The sequence below is a fragment of the Propionimicrobium sp. BV2F7 genome, assembly GCF_000510445.1.
Taxonomy (GTDB): domain Bacteria; phylum Actinomycetota; class Actinomycetes; order Propionibacteriales; family Propionibacteriaceae; genus Propionimicrobium; species Propionimicrobium lymphophilum.
In genome coordinates this window covers 251058-266321 of record NZ_AZIS01000003.1, presented here as the reverse complement: position 1 = coordinate 266321, position 15264 = coordinate 251058, and the positions used below count along the sequence as shown (strand labels likewise).

Annotated in this window: 17 protein-coding genes; 2 read left to right on the top strand and 15 right to left on the bottom strand. The window is 54.9% G+C overall.

The genetic code is table 11. The annotated features are described in order from the left end of the window. Window positions 1–14 precede the first annotated feature (14 nt). From HMPREF1255_RS02225 to metK, 8 genes are all read right to left on the bottom strand, one after another. On the bottom strand, window positions 15–875 hold the full coding sequence (locus HMPREF1255_RS02225) for a head maturation protease, ClpP-related (RefSeq protein ID WP_024110531.1): 861 nt from the start codon (window positions 873–875) through the stop codon (window positions 15–17). Continuing rightward, on the bottom strand, window positions 872–2188 hold the full coding sequence (locus HMPREF1255_RS02220; RefSeq protein WP_024110601.1) for a phage portal protein: 1317 nt from the start codon (window positions 2186–2188) through the stop codon (window positions 872–874). Before HMPREF1255_RS02220 ends, HMPREF1255_RS02225 begins: the two co-directional genes overlap by 4 nt. Before the next feature lie 409 nt (window positions 2189–2597). Continuing rightward, on the bottom strand, window positions 2598–4166 hold the full coding sequence (locus HMPREF1255_RS02210; RefSeq protein WP_051394987.1) for a terminase TerL endonuclease subunit: 1569 nt from the start codon (window positions 4164–4166) through the stop codon (window positions 2598–2600). A 162-nt stretch (window positions 4167–4328) separates the two neighbouring features. Then, complete coding sequence (locus tag HMPREF1255_RS02205) at window positions 4329–4613, bottom strand: hypothetical protein (RefSeq protein WP_024110658.1); 285 nt, start codon at window positions 4611–4613, stop codon at window positions 4329–4331. A gap of 110 nt (window positions 4614–4723) precedes the next feature. After that, complete coding sequence (locus tag HMPREF1255_RS02200; RefSeq protein WP_024110560.1) at window positions 4724–4963, bottom strand: DUF4314 domain-containing protein; 240 nt, start codon at window positions 4961–4963, stop codon at window positions 4724–4726. Then, on the bottom strand, window positions 4960–5151 hold the full coding sequence (locus tag HMPREF1255_RS02195; RefSeq protein ID WP_024110559.1) for a hypothetical protein: 192 nt from the start codon (window positions 5149–5151) through the stop codon (window positions 4960–4962). Before HMPREF1255_RS02195 ends, HMPREF1255_RS02200 begins: the two co-directional genes overlap by 4 nt. Window positions 5152–5261: 110 nt before the next feature. After that, a complete protein-coding gene (locus HMPREF1255_RS02190; RefSeq protein ID WP_024110875.1) occupies window positions 5262–6506 on the bottom strand; it encodes a site-specific DNA-methyltransferase in 1245 nt (414 codons plus the stop codon). Beyond that, on the bottom strand, window positions 6478–7674 hold the full coding sequence (gene metK, locus HMPREF1255_RS02185) for a methionine adenosyltransferase (RefSeq protein ID WP_024110819.1): 1197 nt from the start codon (window positions 7672–7674) through the stop codon (window positions 6478–6480). The genes HMPREF1255_RS02190 and metK overlap by 29 nt, the downstream gene beginning before the upstream one ends. Before the next feature lie 111 nt (window positions 7675–7785). Here metK and HMPREF1255_RS02180 point away from each other — a divergent pair, with 111 nt between their 5' ends. Further along, entirely contained in the window at window positions 7786–8004 is a 219-nt protein-coding gene (locus tag HMPREF1255_RS02180) for a hypothetical protein (protein WP_024110762.1), read from the top strand. 9 nt (window positions 8005–8013) lie between these two features. On the opposite strand, the gene HMPREF1255_RS02175 is transcribed toward HMPREF1255_RS02180, so the two are convergent. Then, on the bottom strand, window positions 8014–8586 hold the full coding sequence (locus HMPREF1255_RS02175; RefSeq protein WP_024110785.1) for a P27 family phage terminase small subunit: 573 nt from the start codon (window positions 8584–8586) through the stop codon (window positions 8014–8016). Between the two features lie 60 nt (window positions 8587–8646). On the opposite strand from HMPREF1255_RS02175, the gene HMPREF1255_RS02170 reads away from it, so the two are divergent. Beyond that, window positions 8647–9489 carry an abortive infection family protein gene (locus HMPREF1255_RS02170; protein WP_036916779.1) on the top strand — a complete coding sequence of 281 codons (843 nt, stop codon included), beginning with the start codon at window positions 8647–8649 and terminating at the stop codon, window positions 9487–9489. Between the two features lie 203 nt (window positions 9490–9692). On the opposite strand, the gene HMPREF1255_RS09570 is transcribed toward HMPREF1255_RS02170, so the two are convergent. The 6 genes from HMPREF1255_RS09570 to HMPREF1255_RS02140 form a co-directional block, all read right to left on the bottom strand. Next, window positions 9693–10070 (bottom strand): HNH endonuclease, encoded by a 378-nt coding sequence (locus HMPREF1255_RS09570; protein ID WP_024110680.1) that lies wholly within the window; start codon window positions 10068–10070, stop codon window positions 9693–9695. Between the two features lie 151 nt (window positions 10071–10221). Next, window positions 10222–10701, bottom strand: a complete 480-nt coding sequence (locus HMPREF1255_RS02160) for a hypothetical protein (protein WP_024110625.1) — start codon at window positions 10699–10701, stop codon at window positions 10222–10224. Then, entirely contained in the window at window positions 10698–12056 is a 1359-nt protein-coding gene (locus tag HMPREF1255_RS02155) for a DEAD/DEAH box helicase (RefSeq protein ID WP_024110584.1), read from the bottom strand. Before HMPREF1255_RS02155 ends, HMPREF1255_RS02160 begins: the two co-directional genes overlap by 4 nt. Beyond that, window positions 12037–12318: a VRR-NUC domain-containing protein gene (locus HMPREF1255_RS02150; RefSeq protein ID WP_024110520.1), complete on the bottom strand. Its 282-nt coding sequence runs from the start codon at window positions 12316–12318 to the stop codon at window positions 12037–12039. Before HMPREF1255_RS02150 ends, HMPREF1255_RS02155 begins: the two co-directional genes overlap by 20 nt. A gap of 137 nt (window positions 12319–12455) precedes the next feature. Further along, complete coding sequence (locus HMPREF1255_RS02145; protein WP_024110968.1) at window positions 12456–14699, bottom strand: phage/plasmid primase, P4 family; 2244 nt, start codon at window positions 14697–14699, stop codon at window positions 12456–12458. Then, complete coding sequence (locus HMPREF1255_RS02140) at window positions 14692–15135, bottom strand: DUF4406 domain-containing protein (RefSeq protein WP_036916776.1); 444 nt, start codon at window positions 15133–15135, stop codon at window positions 14692–14694. The genes HMPREF1255_RS02145 and HMPREF1255_RS02140 overlap by 8 nt, the downstream gene beginning before the upstream one ends. Window positions 15136–15264: the final 129 nt, after the last annotated feature.

Genomic DNA, 15264 nt, shown 5'->3' with positions numbered 1-15264 from the left:
AGTTCCTCTCAGGTTTAGTGGGGTTGATCAGTTAGTTGGGCGTATAAATCAACAACCCGCCGACCACAAGGGACAGCGGGCTGCAAAAAACAACGGATATCAGGAGATGGCGGTGAGCCAGGCGGAGCATGCCTAGCTAACTGCGCGACCAGATGCTGTTCCGCGGCCTTTCTGGAAAACACCACACCACTGCCTGTGTTTTTGGGTGGCAACGGCGGCTTCTTACGGGCAGGGCCTTGCTCGTCATCCCCGCCGGAATCATCCTCATCCGGCTCGTCTTCGTCTTTGTCGTCTTCGTCCGGGACGGGTGCTCGTTTACCTGTAAGAATCTCATCGGCAAAACCAAGATCAATAGCGGCGGTTGCGTCCATCCACGTTTCAGCATCCATAAGCTTGCTTAACTTCGCGCGGCTCAACCCAGTCTTGAGCTGGTAAGCATTGATAATCGAGTCCTTAACGCTCTCGAGCATGTCAAGAGCCCTCGATAGCTCGGTCTTGTCGCCCATGGCCAGCGTGGCTGGGTTGTGGATCATCAGCATCGACACCGGGCTCATCGCCACCCGGCTTGCCGCCATGGCGATCACACTCGCTGCGGATGCTGCGATGCCGTCAATATTGACTCGCACTTGGCCTGGGTAGTCCAGAAGCAAGTTGTAAATCCTGGCTGCCGCAACCACATCACCACCGGGGCTGTTAAGCCAAACAGTGACCGGACCCGAGCCAGCATTCAACTCAGACGCGAAAACAGCTGGTGTTACATCATCGTCGAGCCAGGATTCTTCGGCGATAGCCCCGTTAATACGCAAAACCCGGACGTCTCCTTGATCGTCCGGGTCAGTGTTTTCTGGGGGTAGCCAGTTCCAGAAACGCTTCACATTCTCCTCCTCAAAGTTTGGTTCTCTTCAGGTTGTTCTTCTGGTGATTCACCACCACCCCTGGCTTCTTCGGCTTGTTTGGTGGCGGCATAAGCGCCTGCCATTGGTAGCGGCAGCATGTTGCCGTTGACCAGGTAGAGATCCCCGCCATCGGCTTCGTCGATGCGGTCAAGATTTTCTAGCTCGCGGATATCGTTGGCGCTCATCCAACCGTTCTGCCTGGCTACCGCGTAGCCCTCCATACGCGACTGGTAATCCCCGCGCAGCAGCCCCTCAACATTGAACTTCACAAACAACTGCTGCTTTTCACGCGGGTTCAAAAGAGTTTTCGTGATGGCTTGTTCCCACCTGATTACCCACGGATCAAGCGTGTACTTCACAAACTCCAAACTCTGCTGCTCAATATTAGAGAAGCTAGATTTCTCAAGATCACCAATCATGTGAGGCGGAATACGGAAAATCCGGGCGATCTCGTTGAGCTGAAACTTCCGTGTTTCAAGAAACTGAGCCTGCTCCGGAGACACGCTAATAGGCGTGTACTTCATCCCTTCTTCCAAAACAGCAACCTTATTGCCGTTCTTCGCACCACCAAAGGTCGCCTGCCAGGACTCACGCACCCGAGAAGGATCCTTAATAGTGCCAGGATGCTCCAACACCCCACCAGGAGCGGCACCATTAGCGAAAAAACTCGCGCCGTATTCCTCGGTGGCTTGTGCCAGGCCGATAGCATTACGAGCCATCGCAATCGGCGAATAACCCACCAAACCATCAAAACCCAGCCCTGGGATATGCAAAACGTCTGCCGGGGTCAGCCGGATAGTTTTGTATTCGCCTGCCGGCTCATCCCAGGAAGTCTGGTACTCGTAATACAGCTGCTTAGTGTCCAGGTCACGGCCTACGCTCATGCGGTTTGGCTGCAACGGATACAAGCCGATCACCTCGCCCAAGCCGTTGCGCACGATCTGGGCAAACCCGTTACCCCACAACAACAAATGCGTCATCAACGTTTCCCGGAACACAAACGACGTCATCTCGGGGTTAGGCTCATCGTGAAGCAAGCGGTACAAACCATGATCGACTGCTTTTTCCTTGCCGCCACCGTCCTTGTAACGGTATACGTGCAGGGGTAGGCCGGCTATCGCCTCAGCTAAAATCCGAACGCACGAATACACGGCAGTCATTTGCATCGCGCTTCGCTCAGTCACCGGACGGCCAGAAGATGTTGGCCCAAACAAGAAGCTGTAGCTAGAACCGATCACATGATCATCACTCTTGCGGCTACTGGTGCCACGGAGCCAGTTGATTAAACCCATATCTGTTTCCTTCTGTTAAACGAGGCTGCAGGTTTCAATAGAATTTCTCTTTAGCTACTCATCGAAAAGAACCGAATGCGGAGGTGGGTTCAGTTGTCAGCTACGCACGTTTTCGAGAATTCCCGTTCAACAGGTGAAAGTCGATACAGTGCTTTCAGGCTTCAAAGTGACGGAACTGCTGCAATAGAAATTCATGACTCAGGCTCAACGACCTTCGGAGACAGCGACGAATACGAATCCGTCGAGATCTTCTCTAACGACCAAGTAGCCAAAATGTGCAGAAACCTTGAGGTAACACACGACCAGCTAATCTCAGCTATCAAGTCAAGATTTACTTCACTTTCAGAATTCAAAACCGCCCTCCAGGACTGGGAAATCGGTTCCGGTGAAATACACAACTGGTTCTAATTCACAAAACCAATAGCCCGCGTGAGTCATAAATCGACCCGCCCGCACTTGCGCTGCCACCCCTGATCGCTCGGTCTAGAGCCATGATGGTTGCGACCACGCCGTCGATCTTTTCGGTGGATTTTTGCTTGTCGGGTTTGATGTTGCCGGCAGGATCGGTGCGCACGTGAATGTTATCGACCATCCAAGCCAGCACCGGGTGCCCGCCATGGGCGAGCCTGCCCTCTAAGGCAAGTTTCATCAGTTCCTTGGAGGGTGGGGACATGTCTTTGAAGCCTTGCCCAAACGGAACCACAGTGAAACCCATGTCTTGCAGGTTTTGGGACATTTGAACGGCACCCCACCTGTCGAACGCGATCTCACGAATATCGAACCTGGTGCCCAGCTCCTCAATAAATTTCTCGATGTACCCGTAGTGGACCACATTGCCCTCGGTCGTTTCTAAGAATCCCTGTTGGTTCCACAGGTCGTATGGGACGTGATCGCGAGCAACTCGCAATTTGAGGTTGTCTTCTGGAATCCAAAACCACGGCGCAACCGTGTACTTGTCATCCTCACCGTCGGGTGGAAAAACAAGCACGAACGCGGTGATGTCGGTCGTGGAGGCGAGGTCGAGGCCGCCGTAACAAACACGCCCCTCAAGCTCACCCAGGTCAAACGGATGAGCGTTGCTGTTCCAGACGTGCATGGGTATCCACCGCACCGACTGCTTCACCCACTGATTCAACCGCAGTTGCCTGAACGTGTTTTCTTCGGCCGGGTTCTGGCGGGCAGAGTTGAAAGCCGCCCGCACCTTCTCAACAGGCACGGTTACGTCCAGGGACGGGTTGGCTTTGTACCAAACCGCCTCGTCAGTCCAGTCATCATCTTGCGTAGCGCCGTAGATCACGGGGTAAAACATTGGGTCGATCTTTTTACCCGCCAGGATGTCCTCAGCCTTTTGGTGCTGCTCAAAGCAAATCGAATGGGTGTCGGTGCCTGCTGTGGTGATCAGAAAATACAGCGGCTGGGTTCTTGCATCCCCACTACCTTTCGTCATGACATCAAACAATGCCCGGTTGGGTTGGGTATGGAGCTCGTCGAAGACCACCCCGGAAATGTTAAAGCCGTGCTTGGAATACGCCTCAGCACTCAAGACTTGGTAGAAGGAATTGGTCGGTTTGTAAATAATCCGCTTCTGAGACGCCAGAATCTTCACCCGGCGTGAGAGTGCTGGGCTCATGCGGATCATGTCCGCGGCCACCTCGAAAACAATGCTGGCCTGCTGCCGGTCAGCCGCACAGCCATAAACCTCAGCGCGCTCCTCACCATCGCCACAACACAACAACAGCGCGATGGCGGCGGCCAACTCCGACTTACCCATCTTCTTCGGAATCTCCACATACGCGGTCGTGAACTGGCGGAAACCATCCGGCTTGACGGTGCCGAACAGGTCGCGCACGATCTTTTCTTGCCAATCCAGCAGTTTGAAAGGTTTACCGGCCCAGCGGCCCTTCGTGTGCTTGAGCGCTTGGATGAACGCGACCGCGTAGTCGGCTTTGGTCTTGTTGTAGGTGGAGCCTGCGGCCATGAACCTGGTCGGCTCATAGAAGCTAACTTCATGACTCACGGCAACGCTTCCTTATCTTTTGGGCATAAAAAATGGCCACCGCGATAGTGACCTCCTTAACCAGCGGCACAACCACACCTGGTTGGGCCGCATTCATTTGAAATTGTTCAAGCGATGCCTGTGCTAGTCGCGGGCGGTAACCATGCCCATAGCCCAGGCAAAAGCGTGCCCCTGATCGGTGAAGGCTTCGTCGGACTCGGCAGCGAGAGCGACCAACGTGTGGGTATCGTTGTCCCCGCGCTCGAGGATGTCAAAGATCGCCGCAAAATGATCGTAAGCGCCGCCCTCGTCGTTCCAAATGCGGTTGGAGGCAATAATCTGATCGCCGTAGACCATGGCGTGACCGAGAACCTTAAAATATTTCTTGACTTGGGCGGCAGTCCTCAAGACGGTGAGTTCGCTGTTCATCTCGGTTCCTTCCGGCTTGTTGTTTTGTTATGTACATACAGCCATAGGTTCGCACACTTATCCAGTCGCATTTGCCCTAGTCAACCGTTATTTTTCAGGTATTTTCCTACCTAGATGAGTTGCCATTGATCAACCCCTTCAACTAGTCCCAGCGCGGAGCCGTTATCCCAGTCGACGTGAACGGTGCCCACGGCATCGACGAACAAGATTGTGCCCTCACTGCCGGGTTCCAGATCAGTGTAGGGGTCTTCGCAACACACCAGCCGCACCCGCCGGCCTGCTACCAGCTCCTCTCCAGTCTCGGAAAATCTTTCGCTTCTCAGCGGCTTCTCGAAATCAAAGGTATTCATGCCGCCACCTCCAAATCCTCAAACCAGGCCCGAATGATCTCTAGATAGTCGTCTGGGTAGCGGCGTATACATTCGGCTGTCAGCTCTGATCCGCGCTCGCGAGCTTTTCGGTAGGTTTCTTCAAGATTCTCTAGTTCGATTCCTGCCTCTAGTAGCTCGACCAGTTCGAGGTGTAGTTCGCTGATCATGACCAACACTCCTTCATCGTGTTTCCCTTTGCCGGGGTTGTTTTTGGTCATGTACATACACGCTCTATTTGGCAGAAATATCCAGCCATTTCGCGAAGAATGCCAAGAATTTATTTGTCCCTGTCCACCTGCTTAACCAAATCCAGGTACGCGTATTCTTTGCCGCCACGAGTACAGGTGATACCAGCGGCATCCCCGGTCGCTTCGGCATAGCGGCGCAGGATCACGGAGGCGTATTTCTCGTCCAGCTCCATGCAATAGCAGGTGCGGTCAGTGGCTTCTGCAGCCATCAAAGTCGAGCCAGAACCAGCAAAAGTATCGAGAATGATCGCGTTGGCTTGGGTGGAGTTTCGGATCGGATACGCCAGCAAATCCAGCGGCTTAGAAGTCGGATGGTCACTGTTTTTGCGGGGTTTGGCGAAGTTCCACACCGTCGTCTGCTTACGATCCGAATACCAAGCGTGACGGCCGTCTTTCTTCCAGCCATACAGCACCGGTTCATGACACCACTGATACGGGCTCCTACCCAGTACCAGGGAGTCTTTCACCCAGATACAACACCCCGACAGATAAAAACCAGCATCACCAAAGGCGCGCCTGAAGTTGAGGCCTTCGGTGTCGGCATGGAACACATAGGCAGACCCACCCTTAGCAAGCGCGCCTGCCATATTGGTGAACGCAGTCAACAGAAACTCATAAAACGCGTCTGCGTCTTGCTTATCACCAGCGATCTTCAATCCGCTAGATGATTTGAAGTTGACGTTGTAAGGCGGGTCCGTGACCACCAGATTCGCGCGCTTCCCGTTCATGAGTGTTTCGACGTCGGCTGGGTTGGTGGCGTCGCCACACATCAGCCGGTGCCGACCGACCCTCCAAATATCGCCTTTGTCAACAAAGGCTGCCGCTTCTAGGGCGGCGTTGAGGTCGAAGCCGTCATCCTCAATGCTGTCGTCGAGGGAGCCGATGAGGGACTGTATTTCTGCCTCATCGAAGCCGGTTAGTTCGGCATCAAAATCGGCTGCATCCAGGTCAGCGATCAGCAGGGCGAGTTTAGATTCATCCCAATCACCCGAGATTTTATTCAACGCGACGTTGAGGGCTTTCTCGCGGGTCTCGTCGAGTTCAACCACCACGCAATCCACGGACTCGTAGCCCAAATCGCGCAGAATTTTAATTCTCTGATGGCCACCTACGACCTGCCCGGTTACTTTGTTCCAGATGACTGGTTCTACATACCCAAACTCCGTGAGACTACGCTTCAACTTTTCGTAGTCGGGGTCGCCGGGTTTCAGGTTTTTGCGTGGGTTGTAGTCAGCCGGAGATAATTCAGCGAGCGGTAGGTTTTTGAGCTGCATGAGCTTTCACTGCCTCCTGTAGCTTGTTTGCGTATGGCAGGGTGTTTTCCCACCTGCGTGTGTGGTCACCGAAATGCCCATACGTCGAATACCGCACAAACCCGGGAGCCCGCAGTCCGAGCTGGTCGATGATTGCTGCCGGACGAAGATTAAACACATCCCGCGCAGCAGCCGTGAGTAGCTGGTCGGTGTATTGGCCGGTGCCGAGCGTGTCCACGCTGAAAGCGACTGGGTCGGCCTTACCAATCGCATAAGAAATAGCCACCTGGCACTCATCAGCCAAGCGCGCATCCACCACCGACTTGGCGATCAGGCGTGCCATGTAAGCCCCAGACCGGTCAACCTTGCTTGGGTCCTTACCGCTAAACGCGCCACCACCATGCCCCGCCAGGCCACCATAGGTATCAACCATCAACTTGCGGCCCGTCAAACCCGTGTCGGCTTTGGGCCCGCCCTCGACGAAGCGCCCAGACGGATTCACCAAAACAGTCGTCTCATCACCGATGGGCAGGTGCGTGTCGCAGGCTGGGCCGATAATCAGTGAGGTGATTTCACGACGCAACTCATCGGAGTCTTTTAGTTCGCTGTGCTGGATCGACACCACTACCGTCTCTACGGCTTGCGGTTTTCCTGCGTCGTCGTAACGCACGCTCACCTGTGCTTTACCGTCCGACAAGATGCCTTTGATCGTTCCTTGCTCACGGGCCTCATCCAACCGGCGGCAAATCTTGTGAGCCAACACCAGAGGCAGTGGTAGGCGCTCGGGGGTCTCGTTGCAGGCGTATCCGTAGACGGTGCCTTGATCACCAGCACCCTGCAGGCAGTAAGCGCTATCGTCACCAGCGCGGGCCTCCAAAGAAGTGGTCACGCCGTCGCTGATGTCTTGGGATTGGTGACGCACCCACACATAAACCAGGAACCACCACGGTTTATAGCCAGCGTTACTGAGCGCTGTGCGAACAGAAGCCCTAATCCCAGAGCGCACCCGCACGTTAGCCGACACCTCACCGGTCACGATAATTCGCCGCCCGGCAGCCATGACCTCAACTGCCACGCGGGCATTACGGTCCTCATACAGGATTTCGTCGAGGATCTGGTCAGCAATAAGGTCACAGAGTTTATCGGGGTGACCGATACATACAGCTTCAGCAGTTTTAACCACAGACACTAGTTCAGGCCTTTCACTAGAAAACGAAAACAAAAGAACAGGACCGCAGCTGAGCAGTCGGCGCGTGAAGATAGCCCGGTGTGGTCAGGGCTTTGTGCGATACTGAAAACTATGGAAGATGAAACTGCCGGCACTGATCGTCAAAAAACGTCTGGCGGCGATGGTTCGGCCGTGGCCTACGGAATAATTGCCGGGATGATGACCGGCATAATCTTTGGGTTCATTATGAACAATATTGCCTTAGGTGTAGCTATCGGCACAGGAGTTGGGATCGCGCTAGGGGCAGGCTTCAGCGAAACAAAACCCTCCAACTGGCCCGCCAAGATCTAAACCACCCCGCTAGGAGCGGGCCTTCAACAACTGCTCCATAACCTCATCACCCGGAGCCGCACCCGAATAATCAGTAGTACAGTTAGCCCGCACAATCTCAAAAATCTCATACCAATAAACATTCGCCTGCTTACCAAAAGACTGGCTCATCGCAACGAACGGAGACGCTATCGCGGCACCAGTGGTGGGGTGTTTACCCAGCAGCCCGAACTTACTTATTGCTTGTTCGCACTGCACATACCGGGCAAAGGCCTGCGCGTAGGCCTCAATCAGGCGTTTCGACACGAAGCGGGTGCAGCCGCGCTCATCCAGCCACCGCCAGGTTTCTTTGTAGACGATGTCAGCGCCCAGCGGCTTACCATCACGCTGAATATCGCTTAAGTATTCGGAGGGTTCGGGCATGACCTCACCAGCCAACACCGCGCCCTCACCAACATCGGCACCTTCGAAAACGAAAGGCATGTCGAGTGGATCCTCCAGCCGGGTAGCTGGCATGCCCTTAGCCAACTTCTCGTTGAGGGGGTCGGGTTTCGCGCCAGCCCGCACCCGCCGGCCGCCACGGTTAGTGCCATCTTTCGCCACTGGGTTATTCCTTTGCTAGTGATCATCAGCTGACCTCTTAGAATTGCTGAAGAGGTAGCTATGGAACGTGAAATAATAAGTCGCAGAACACGGAGTGAATTTAGGACGCTGTCGACGGGATCGACCCTTGGCCAAATTGATGATGCGTTCAGAGATGAAGGGTTTTATCCCGTGCCAGAAGCAGGCTTCGAAGACTCCAGCGCTCGGCGTACAAGGACGAATGATTATCTCAATGCCATCGACTGGACTGATGCAAATCAGTGCAACCGCGCGATAAAGGCCATGGAACGAATCCTCATCCCGATTTCTCCAGAGATGAGCTTCTCGTACACCACAACAACTTGGGACGTGTTTACCCGATATCTCCGAGAAGACGGGTGGGAGATAAACTTGAAAGGAGAGATCTCTCCGCTCCCTTATATAAACCACCTATCTCTGTTGTCCGCAGTTGAGCTGAAAGATGCTAGTGCCATCCATGAGCAGCTTGAGCGCCTACGCAGATCTCAAGATGACCCTGCTGCTGTTATTGGTGCTGCCAAAGAGCTTATTGAATCCACAGCAAAAGTGATTCTCAATGAACTGAACAAGACTGTTGAACCCAAGGCAAAATTCAATGTGCTGGTGAAGCAAGTCCAAGCAGCGTTAGGCCTCGACCCTAGTACGGTAAGCGGAGTTGATGGTGAGCAATCTACAAAGCGGATTTTAGGTGGCGCATCAAGTATTGCGTTCGGTTTAAATGAACTAAGGAATGCGGGACATGGAACCGGTCATGGTCCAGCAACAGCACGTGTTGGGTTGCATCCCCGACACGCTCGGTTAGCTGTTAATGCTGCTGCCTTGTGGTGTGAATTGATTCTGGAAACCTATGCAGATCCTAAAGCGCCATGGCGTCAACATCCCTAAATGAGGGGCAATACCGCGTTTGATTCGGACTTTTTGCGCACGGTTGGCCACGCCCGCTGACCTCTGACAAGGTCGTAGCGATTCGATGGCCCCACCCCCAAACCAGACGCGCCACGTCGGACCGTAAGCCACGAACAAGAGCCAGCCCAGCATCTTTGAGGTCGGCAACGTTTAAGGCGCACACGCCGCGATTTCAACAAAAATCAGTAAGTGTAGACCTGGGGTGCTTGCCTCCACCGGTCACCATCCAACGCCGACTGACGCGAGTGGCAGGGTTTACACAAGCTGCGTAAGTTGGTGAAGTCGTGGCTGCCGCCGTGCTCTAAGGGCAGGATGTGGTGAACCTCTTGCACCGGTGTCGTCTTGCCTTGCGCTAGGCAGTCTTCACACAAGGGGTGCTGGGTGATGTAAGCAGCGCGGATGCGTCGCCAGCGGGCACCGTAACGCTTGTTGATCTTCGGATCGCGTTGGTACGTGCGGTAGCGGGTGTCCTCGGCTTTCGCGTGAGTCTCGCAGAACCGTTCGTGGGTCAGCTCGGGGCAGCCGGGGGCCGAGCAGGGACGGGCTGGTTTGCTTGGCATTGCACCCACTGTCCTTTTTGCCTGGGTAAGCGAAACCCTCCGGCCAGCAGTTCAGTGCTGTGTCGCCGGAGGGTCGTTTCTTTATTTTTATCCACTTACCACTGTAGAGGGGTGTATCGGGTTTTTCATCCGGAGTTTGTCCAAGCCGGTTTTATCTGCCGTAGAGCAGGTTGGTGAAGTGGGTTAGGGCTGCGCGCCTGCGGTTGTAGGCGGTGGAGCGTTCCACATGCAGCGCGTCTTGTAGCGCCAAGATCGCGTCGGTAGCGGACTCGTATCCGGACAGGAAGCAGGTCTCAAGGATGAGGCGTTCTTCGTCGTCTAGGGCTTGCCATGCCGGGTCGAACCACGCCATGTAGTCACGGGCTTGCAGGTATTTACGTGTGCGGTTATCGAAACGCTCCAAGTGTCGAACAATCCGATCCTCGCTCGAGTGCGGGTTGAACACGCCAGGAACACCGTCCAACTTAGGTGATCCGGTGGTGGGGATGTCGTTTTTGATTGCTTTGAGGTCCTCGGGGGTGGCCGCGATTATTGCTTCCATTGTGGCGTAGTCGCGTAGCGCGTTGATGGCGGCTGCTTGCCGGTCTATGTAGCGCCAGGTGATATCGGTTTCTTGGTAGGTCAGGCTCATCGGGTTTCTCCTTTCAGGTTGTGCGCTACCGCGTCGATCAGCGCTGCTTGCGTGGTGTTCTTGGCTTCCAAGGCTTTGAGGATTTGTTCGTCTATTGAGTTCTTTGTCGCGATGTGGGTGATGGTGACTGGCCGGGCTTGTCCTTGCCGATACAGCCTGGCGTTGGTCTGTTGGTAGAGCTCTAGGCTCCAGGTCAGTGAAAACCAGATCAGGATGGAACCTCCGGCCTGCAGGTTGAGGCCGTGACCCGCGCTAGCCGGATGGATAAGCCCGATTGGGATATTGCCTTCGTTCCAGTCGGTAATGTCTCTACTGGTTTTCAGCTGTCTGGCATTCGGGAAACGCTGCTGGATGCGCGCCAGGTCGTGTTGGTACCAGTAGGCCACCAAAACGGGGTTACCGTTGGCTGCCTCGATAAGGTCTTCGAGGGCATCGAGTTTGCGATCATGAATGCGGATGCACTCGCCGGTTTCGGTGTAGATTGCACCTGTCGCCATTTGGGCCAGTTTGCCCGCCAACACGGAAGCATTGGAGGCATCAACCATCTGCCCGTCCAGCTCCACCACGAGGTCGGCAGCAAGCTGGTCGTATGCCCGCCGCTCACATGGGTTCATCTGCACTTGTTGGGTTGTGACTGTGAGCTCCGGAAGAACAAGGTGGTCGCTGGTCTTCATGGACAGGGTGATATCGGAGATCGCCTTGTAGATTTCCTGCTCCGCTCCCCCACGTGGCTTGTAGGTGAAAACCTGCATACCGTTTCGCTTATCGGGCATAAACCATTTGTCGCGGTATCGGGATATGTAGCGTCCCAGCCGCTGGCCACCATCCAAAAGTCGAAATTGTGCCCACAAGTCCATTAGCCCGTTGGCTGCTGGTGTTCCGGTTAGCCCGACGATGCGTTTCACATTGGTGCGGGCTTTCAATAGCGCGGTGAAGCGTTTTGTCCGGTGGTTTTTGAAGGATGATAGTTCGTCGATGATGACCGTGTCCCAGCACCAGTCGATACCAGAGCGGTTTACCAGCCAGTCGACGTTTTCGCGGTTGATCACTACAACGTCAGCACCGGAGTTGAGTGCTGCACGGCGTTGACCCTCGTTACCCACGGCGACGGCTAGACGCAGCAGGCCTAGGTGGTTCCATTTGGTTTGTTCACCAGGCCAGGTATCGCGGGCGACCCGAAGCGGCGCTATCACCAGAACACGGCGGGTTTCGAAGGCATCAAACATTAGGTTGCAGATCGCGGTCAAGGTGATCACGGTCTTGCCTAGACCCATTCCTAGCAGGAGTGCGGCCTGGGGGTGGTCTTCGATGAAGCTGGTGGCTTGCTGTTGGTAGTTATGCGGCCTGTATTGCATCGCACACCGCCTCAATATCATCCAGGTCATCAAGCACCAGGGCTGTGAAGCCGAGATGTCGCAGCTGCCTCATCCGGTATTTCTGGATGGGACGGGGTTTTCCTCCGGGTGCTTTGACCTCCACAAAACCAATGCGGCCGGCTGGCATCAGGATCATCCGGTCTGGAACACCAACAGTGCCTGGGCTGATGAGTTTCCAGCAGATTCCGCCACGAACCTCAACTGCCTGCTTTAGAGCTTGTTCGATTTGTTTTTCTTTCATCACATGAAGTCCTTAGTGGTTCATGTGGTGACAGTCGGTGACGGTCATTTACTAACCTTTTATATATAGGGATATTGAAAAATGGCCCCTATGTAAGGATTAGTAATAGACCGTCATAGACCGTCACCCACCCATGACTAGAGGTCAAATTCACTCTTGAGCTGCAGACCGAAAACACGTCGCTCGCTCTTAGAACGACGCCGTTCAAAGCCTTGGTTCTCTAAAGCCGAGTAGAAATCAGTCGTAGAGCGCGCATACTCACCGCGCCCCAGTGCGAAAGCCCGGTACGCGTCGTAGAGGGCACCAGATTTCTCCGATAACCCCTCACCCACATCACATTCATCATCCAGGAAGTGCCCTAGCCAGTTATTAGATTCGCGGTATGCCGCGATAGCAGCCTGAACTTTGGGTGGTGGCTTAAGCACGTAATCTTCGCTAATGATTTTGACTGCACCATTGATGATCCAATGTAGTATCGCGCCACCGGCATGGTGAAAGAGGTGGTCGGCATAGTTCTTTACATCCGAGTTGCCTTCGATTTTCGCTTCGAATGGAATCACAATCAGCCGGCGCCAAATACCGGCATCCATCGCACCAACCCTGGGCAAATGGTTCGTGTAGAGGACGAGGGTGTGCGTGGGCTGGTACGCAAACGGTGCTTTGAACTTTTTCTCCGCATACACCTCATCGGTGGAGGCTAGTTGTTTGACGTTGGAGGTGGAAAGGCGCATGCCTTCTTCCATCTCTGCTGCGATCAGCAGGCGTTTGCCTTTAGCCTCGGCTAGCTCGGGTTTGACGTTGCGCCGATTCGAGATAGTCAACACATCGGCCGACAGGTGCCCAGAATAAGAACCAAGCACCCTAGCGACCGAGTTCCAAAAAGTCGATTTGCCGTTTCGGCCATCCCCGTAAGCGATAATCAACGCCTCAACATAGACTTTGCCGATAGCCGCCAAACCAACAACCTTCTGCACATACTCAATCAGCTCACCATCACCCTGAAAGAACACGTTGAGCGCGTCAGCCCACACCTGACTTCCCTGGTATGCAGGATCCAGCGTTGTTTGCTTGGTAATAAAATCACCAAAATCATGGCCCCTGCTGTCCCCTGTCGCCAGGTCGATTGTCCCAGAAGGCGTATTAAGCGCGAACGGGTCAGCATCCAACTCGGCCTGAGTGACCTGCAGCATCGCGGTCGCCTCTTTTAGGGAGGCGGTGATGGCTTTCGAGTCACGGCGCTTGAGCACATACTTCTCATAGGCTTCGGCGTCTTGAAGCTGAACGAAAGCCGCCTGCTGGGTTTTGTTGAAACAGGCTCGTGCTTTGGCCAGGCTCATCGCCGCCAGCAACTGCCCCACCCCGGTGGCGTCGCAGCGCTGGCGGGCCTGTTCTTTCAGCCCTTGGGCCTGTTCGAGTTGTCGGCCGGTTAACTCTTGGGCGACAGCTCTGGCTCCGGGCCGGGTTTCTTCCCAAAACGAGTCGTTGTAGACCAGCCAATCCGTCGCCTCTGAATACGCCAGTTTGGCTGCGTACTCATCAGCCAGGACGGTTGCCTGCCCGACATCGGTGAAATCTGCTGGGCGCAGCCCCGTCATTTCGGCATACCGTTCGGGCGGGATGTAGCCGGGAGTGGCCGCGACCTTGGCACCAAACTTGAGCGCCGAGCCCCAGATTTCCGCCAACTCACTATCGGCAAGCGGCGGGACACAATGGGCGGCTTTCGCCTCGAACAGCTCTTGGGCTTGAGTAGTGTTTCCGAACCGCACAACAACCCGCCCAGCAAACCGCGACATAGTAGCGTTGCGGGACCCCTCACGGATCTCGGTCTCGGGCATAGCAAGGGCCGCGAACCGGTCAGCATCCAAGAAATCAGTGACCGTCATAACACCCTCAACCCAGGTGATCTCGCTAGCATCGTGCCCGTAGATGAAGCGTGCCGCATCCAGCGCGTTGCGGTCGAAAACCCCTGTATAAGAAGCAAGCTGGCGCTTGACACCCGCATAAGCTTCAACGTCCTTGGTTTGTTGGATCGGGAAGTAGACGTGGAAACGAGGCCGAGCAGACTTCTCACCCTTAACCCTCAGGTGGTTTCGGCTAGTGGCCGTCGCCAAGCCCACGCCCGGAAACACCAAAGCCAGGCTCTCAGGGCTCACCCAATCAGCCGGGTTATCAGAGTGGTCGTTATCGACATCCATCACCACGCAATCCGAAGACAAAAAGTTCCCGTTACCTCGCATATCACCCTCGAATACTGCGGCGACGTGATCCATGCGTGCCGCCCTTTTCAGGCCGTCAGCACCCTCTATCTTTACGTGGTTTGGATAATGCAGGTTTCGTTGCACACGCGCCACGGAAGCTAAGCAGAGATGGAATTTAGTCATCGGAAAGCACCTCCTCAAAATTGCGGTCAAGATAGGCGATGGGGATTACGAGTTGATGTGCCCAGTCGATCTCAAGCCGCATACCTTTCGAGACACGTGGCGTATACACCCACATGGAATCGCAGCGGGTCAGCAGGACTCGGTTGAACCACATCGCGGTTTCCCGCTCTACTGGGTTGGTGTCATCCATGAACTGTGGAAACAGCAAGTGGGGTGCGAGCGGGATGCGGCGGCATTGCACCGCATAAGCACTCAAGTCTCTCGCGATCTTTGCGTTCGTCTTCGCATCGCCCGAATATGGCGAGCAAATATAGGTCAGCGGTCGGTTGTCGAACTCTGTCTGCTGGATATCTTTCAATGCCTTGTAGGCGGTGGGGTCGCGGTAGCCTTTCTCGTTCAAGCGCGGGATCCCATAATCTAAAGATGCGGTGGTCATGCTGCTTCACTGTCTCTTGTTTGCGCTGCCATTGTGGCTCCCTTCCATCGGGGTCTCAGAGAGCGCAGGATTGTGCTCTCGCCTTAAGCCACGGCAGAAGCCAAAACCGGACGGGTTGGTTGAAAGTTA

Excerpts from the sequence above, each read along its gene's own strand:
- HMPREF1255_RS02180 (WP_024110762.1), top strand. The coding sequence starts at position 7,786 with ATGGAAGATGAAACTGCCGGCACTGATCGTCAAAAAACGTCTGGCGGC.
- HMPREF1255_RS02145 (WP_024110968.1), bottom strand. The coding sequence starts at position 14,699 with ATGACTAAATTCCATCTCTGCTTAGCTTCCGTGGCGCGTGTGCAACGA.
- HMPREF1255_RS02220 (WP_024110601.1), bottom strand. The coding sequence starts at position 2,188 with ATGGGTTTAATCAACTGGCTCCGTGGCACCAGTAGCCGCAAGAGTGAT.
- HMPREF1255_RS02200 (WP_024110560.1), bottom strand. The coding sequence starts at position 4,963 with ATGAATACCTTTGATTTCGAGAAGCCGCTGAGAAGCGAAAGATTTTCC.
- HMPREF1255_RS02190 (WP_024110875.1), bottom strand. The coding sequence starts at position 6,506 with ATGCAGCTCAAAAACCTACCGCTCGCTGAATTATCTCCGGCTGACTAC.
- HMPREF1255_RS02150 (WP_024110520.1), bottom strand. The coding sequence starts at position 12,318 with ATGAAAGAAAAACAAATCGAACAAGCTCTAAAGCAGGCAGTTGAGGTT.
- HMPREF1255_RS02160 (WP_024110625.1), bottom strand. The coding sequence starts at position 10,701 with ATGAGCCTGACCTACCAAGAAACCGATATCACCTGGCGCTACATAGAC.
- HMPREF1255_RS02195 (WP_024110559.1), bottom strand. The coding sequence starts at position 5,151 with ATGATCAGCGAACTACACCTCGAACTGGTCGAGCTACTAGAGGCAGGA.
- HMPREF1255_RS09570 (WP_024110680.1), bottom strand. The coding sequence starts at position 10,070 with ATGCCAAGCAAACCAGCCCGTCCCTGCTCGGCCCCCGGCTGCCCCGAG.
- HMPREF1255_RS02140 (WP_036916776.1), bottom strand. The coding sequence starts at position 15,135 with ATGACCACCGCATCTTTAGATTATGGGATCCCGCGCTTGAACGAGAAA.
- HMPREF1255_RS02155 (WP_024110584.1), bottom strand. The coding sequence starts at position 12,056 with ATGCAATACAGGCCGCATAACTACCAACAGCAAGCCACCAGCTTCATC.
- HMPREF1255_RS02210 (WP_051394987.1), bottom strand. The coding sequence starts at position 4,166 with ATGGCCGCAGGCTCCACCTACAACAAGACCAAAGCCGACTACGCGGTC.
- HMPREF1255_RS02205 (WP_024110658.1), bottom strand. The coding sequence starts at position 4,613 with ATGAACAGCGAACTCACCGTCTTGAGGACTGCCGCCCAAGTCAAGAAA.
- HMPREF1255_RS02170 (WP_036916779.1), top strand. The coding sequence starts at position 8,647 with ATGGAACGTGAAATAATAAGTCGCAGAACACGGAGTGAATTTAGGACG.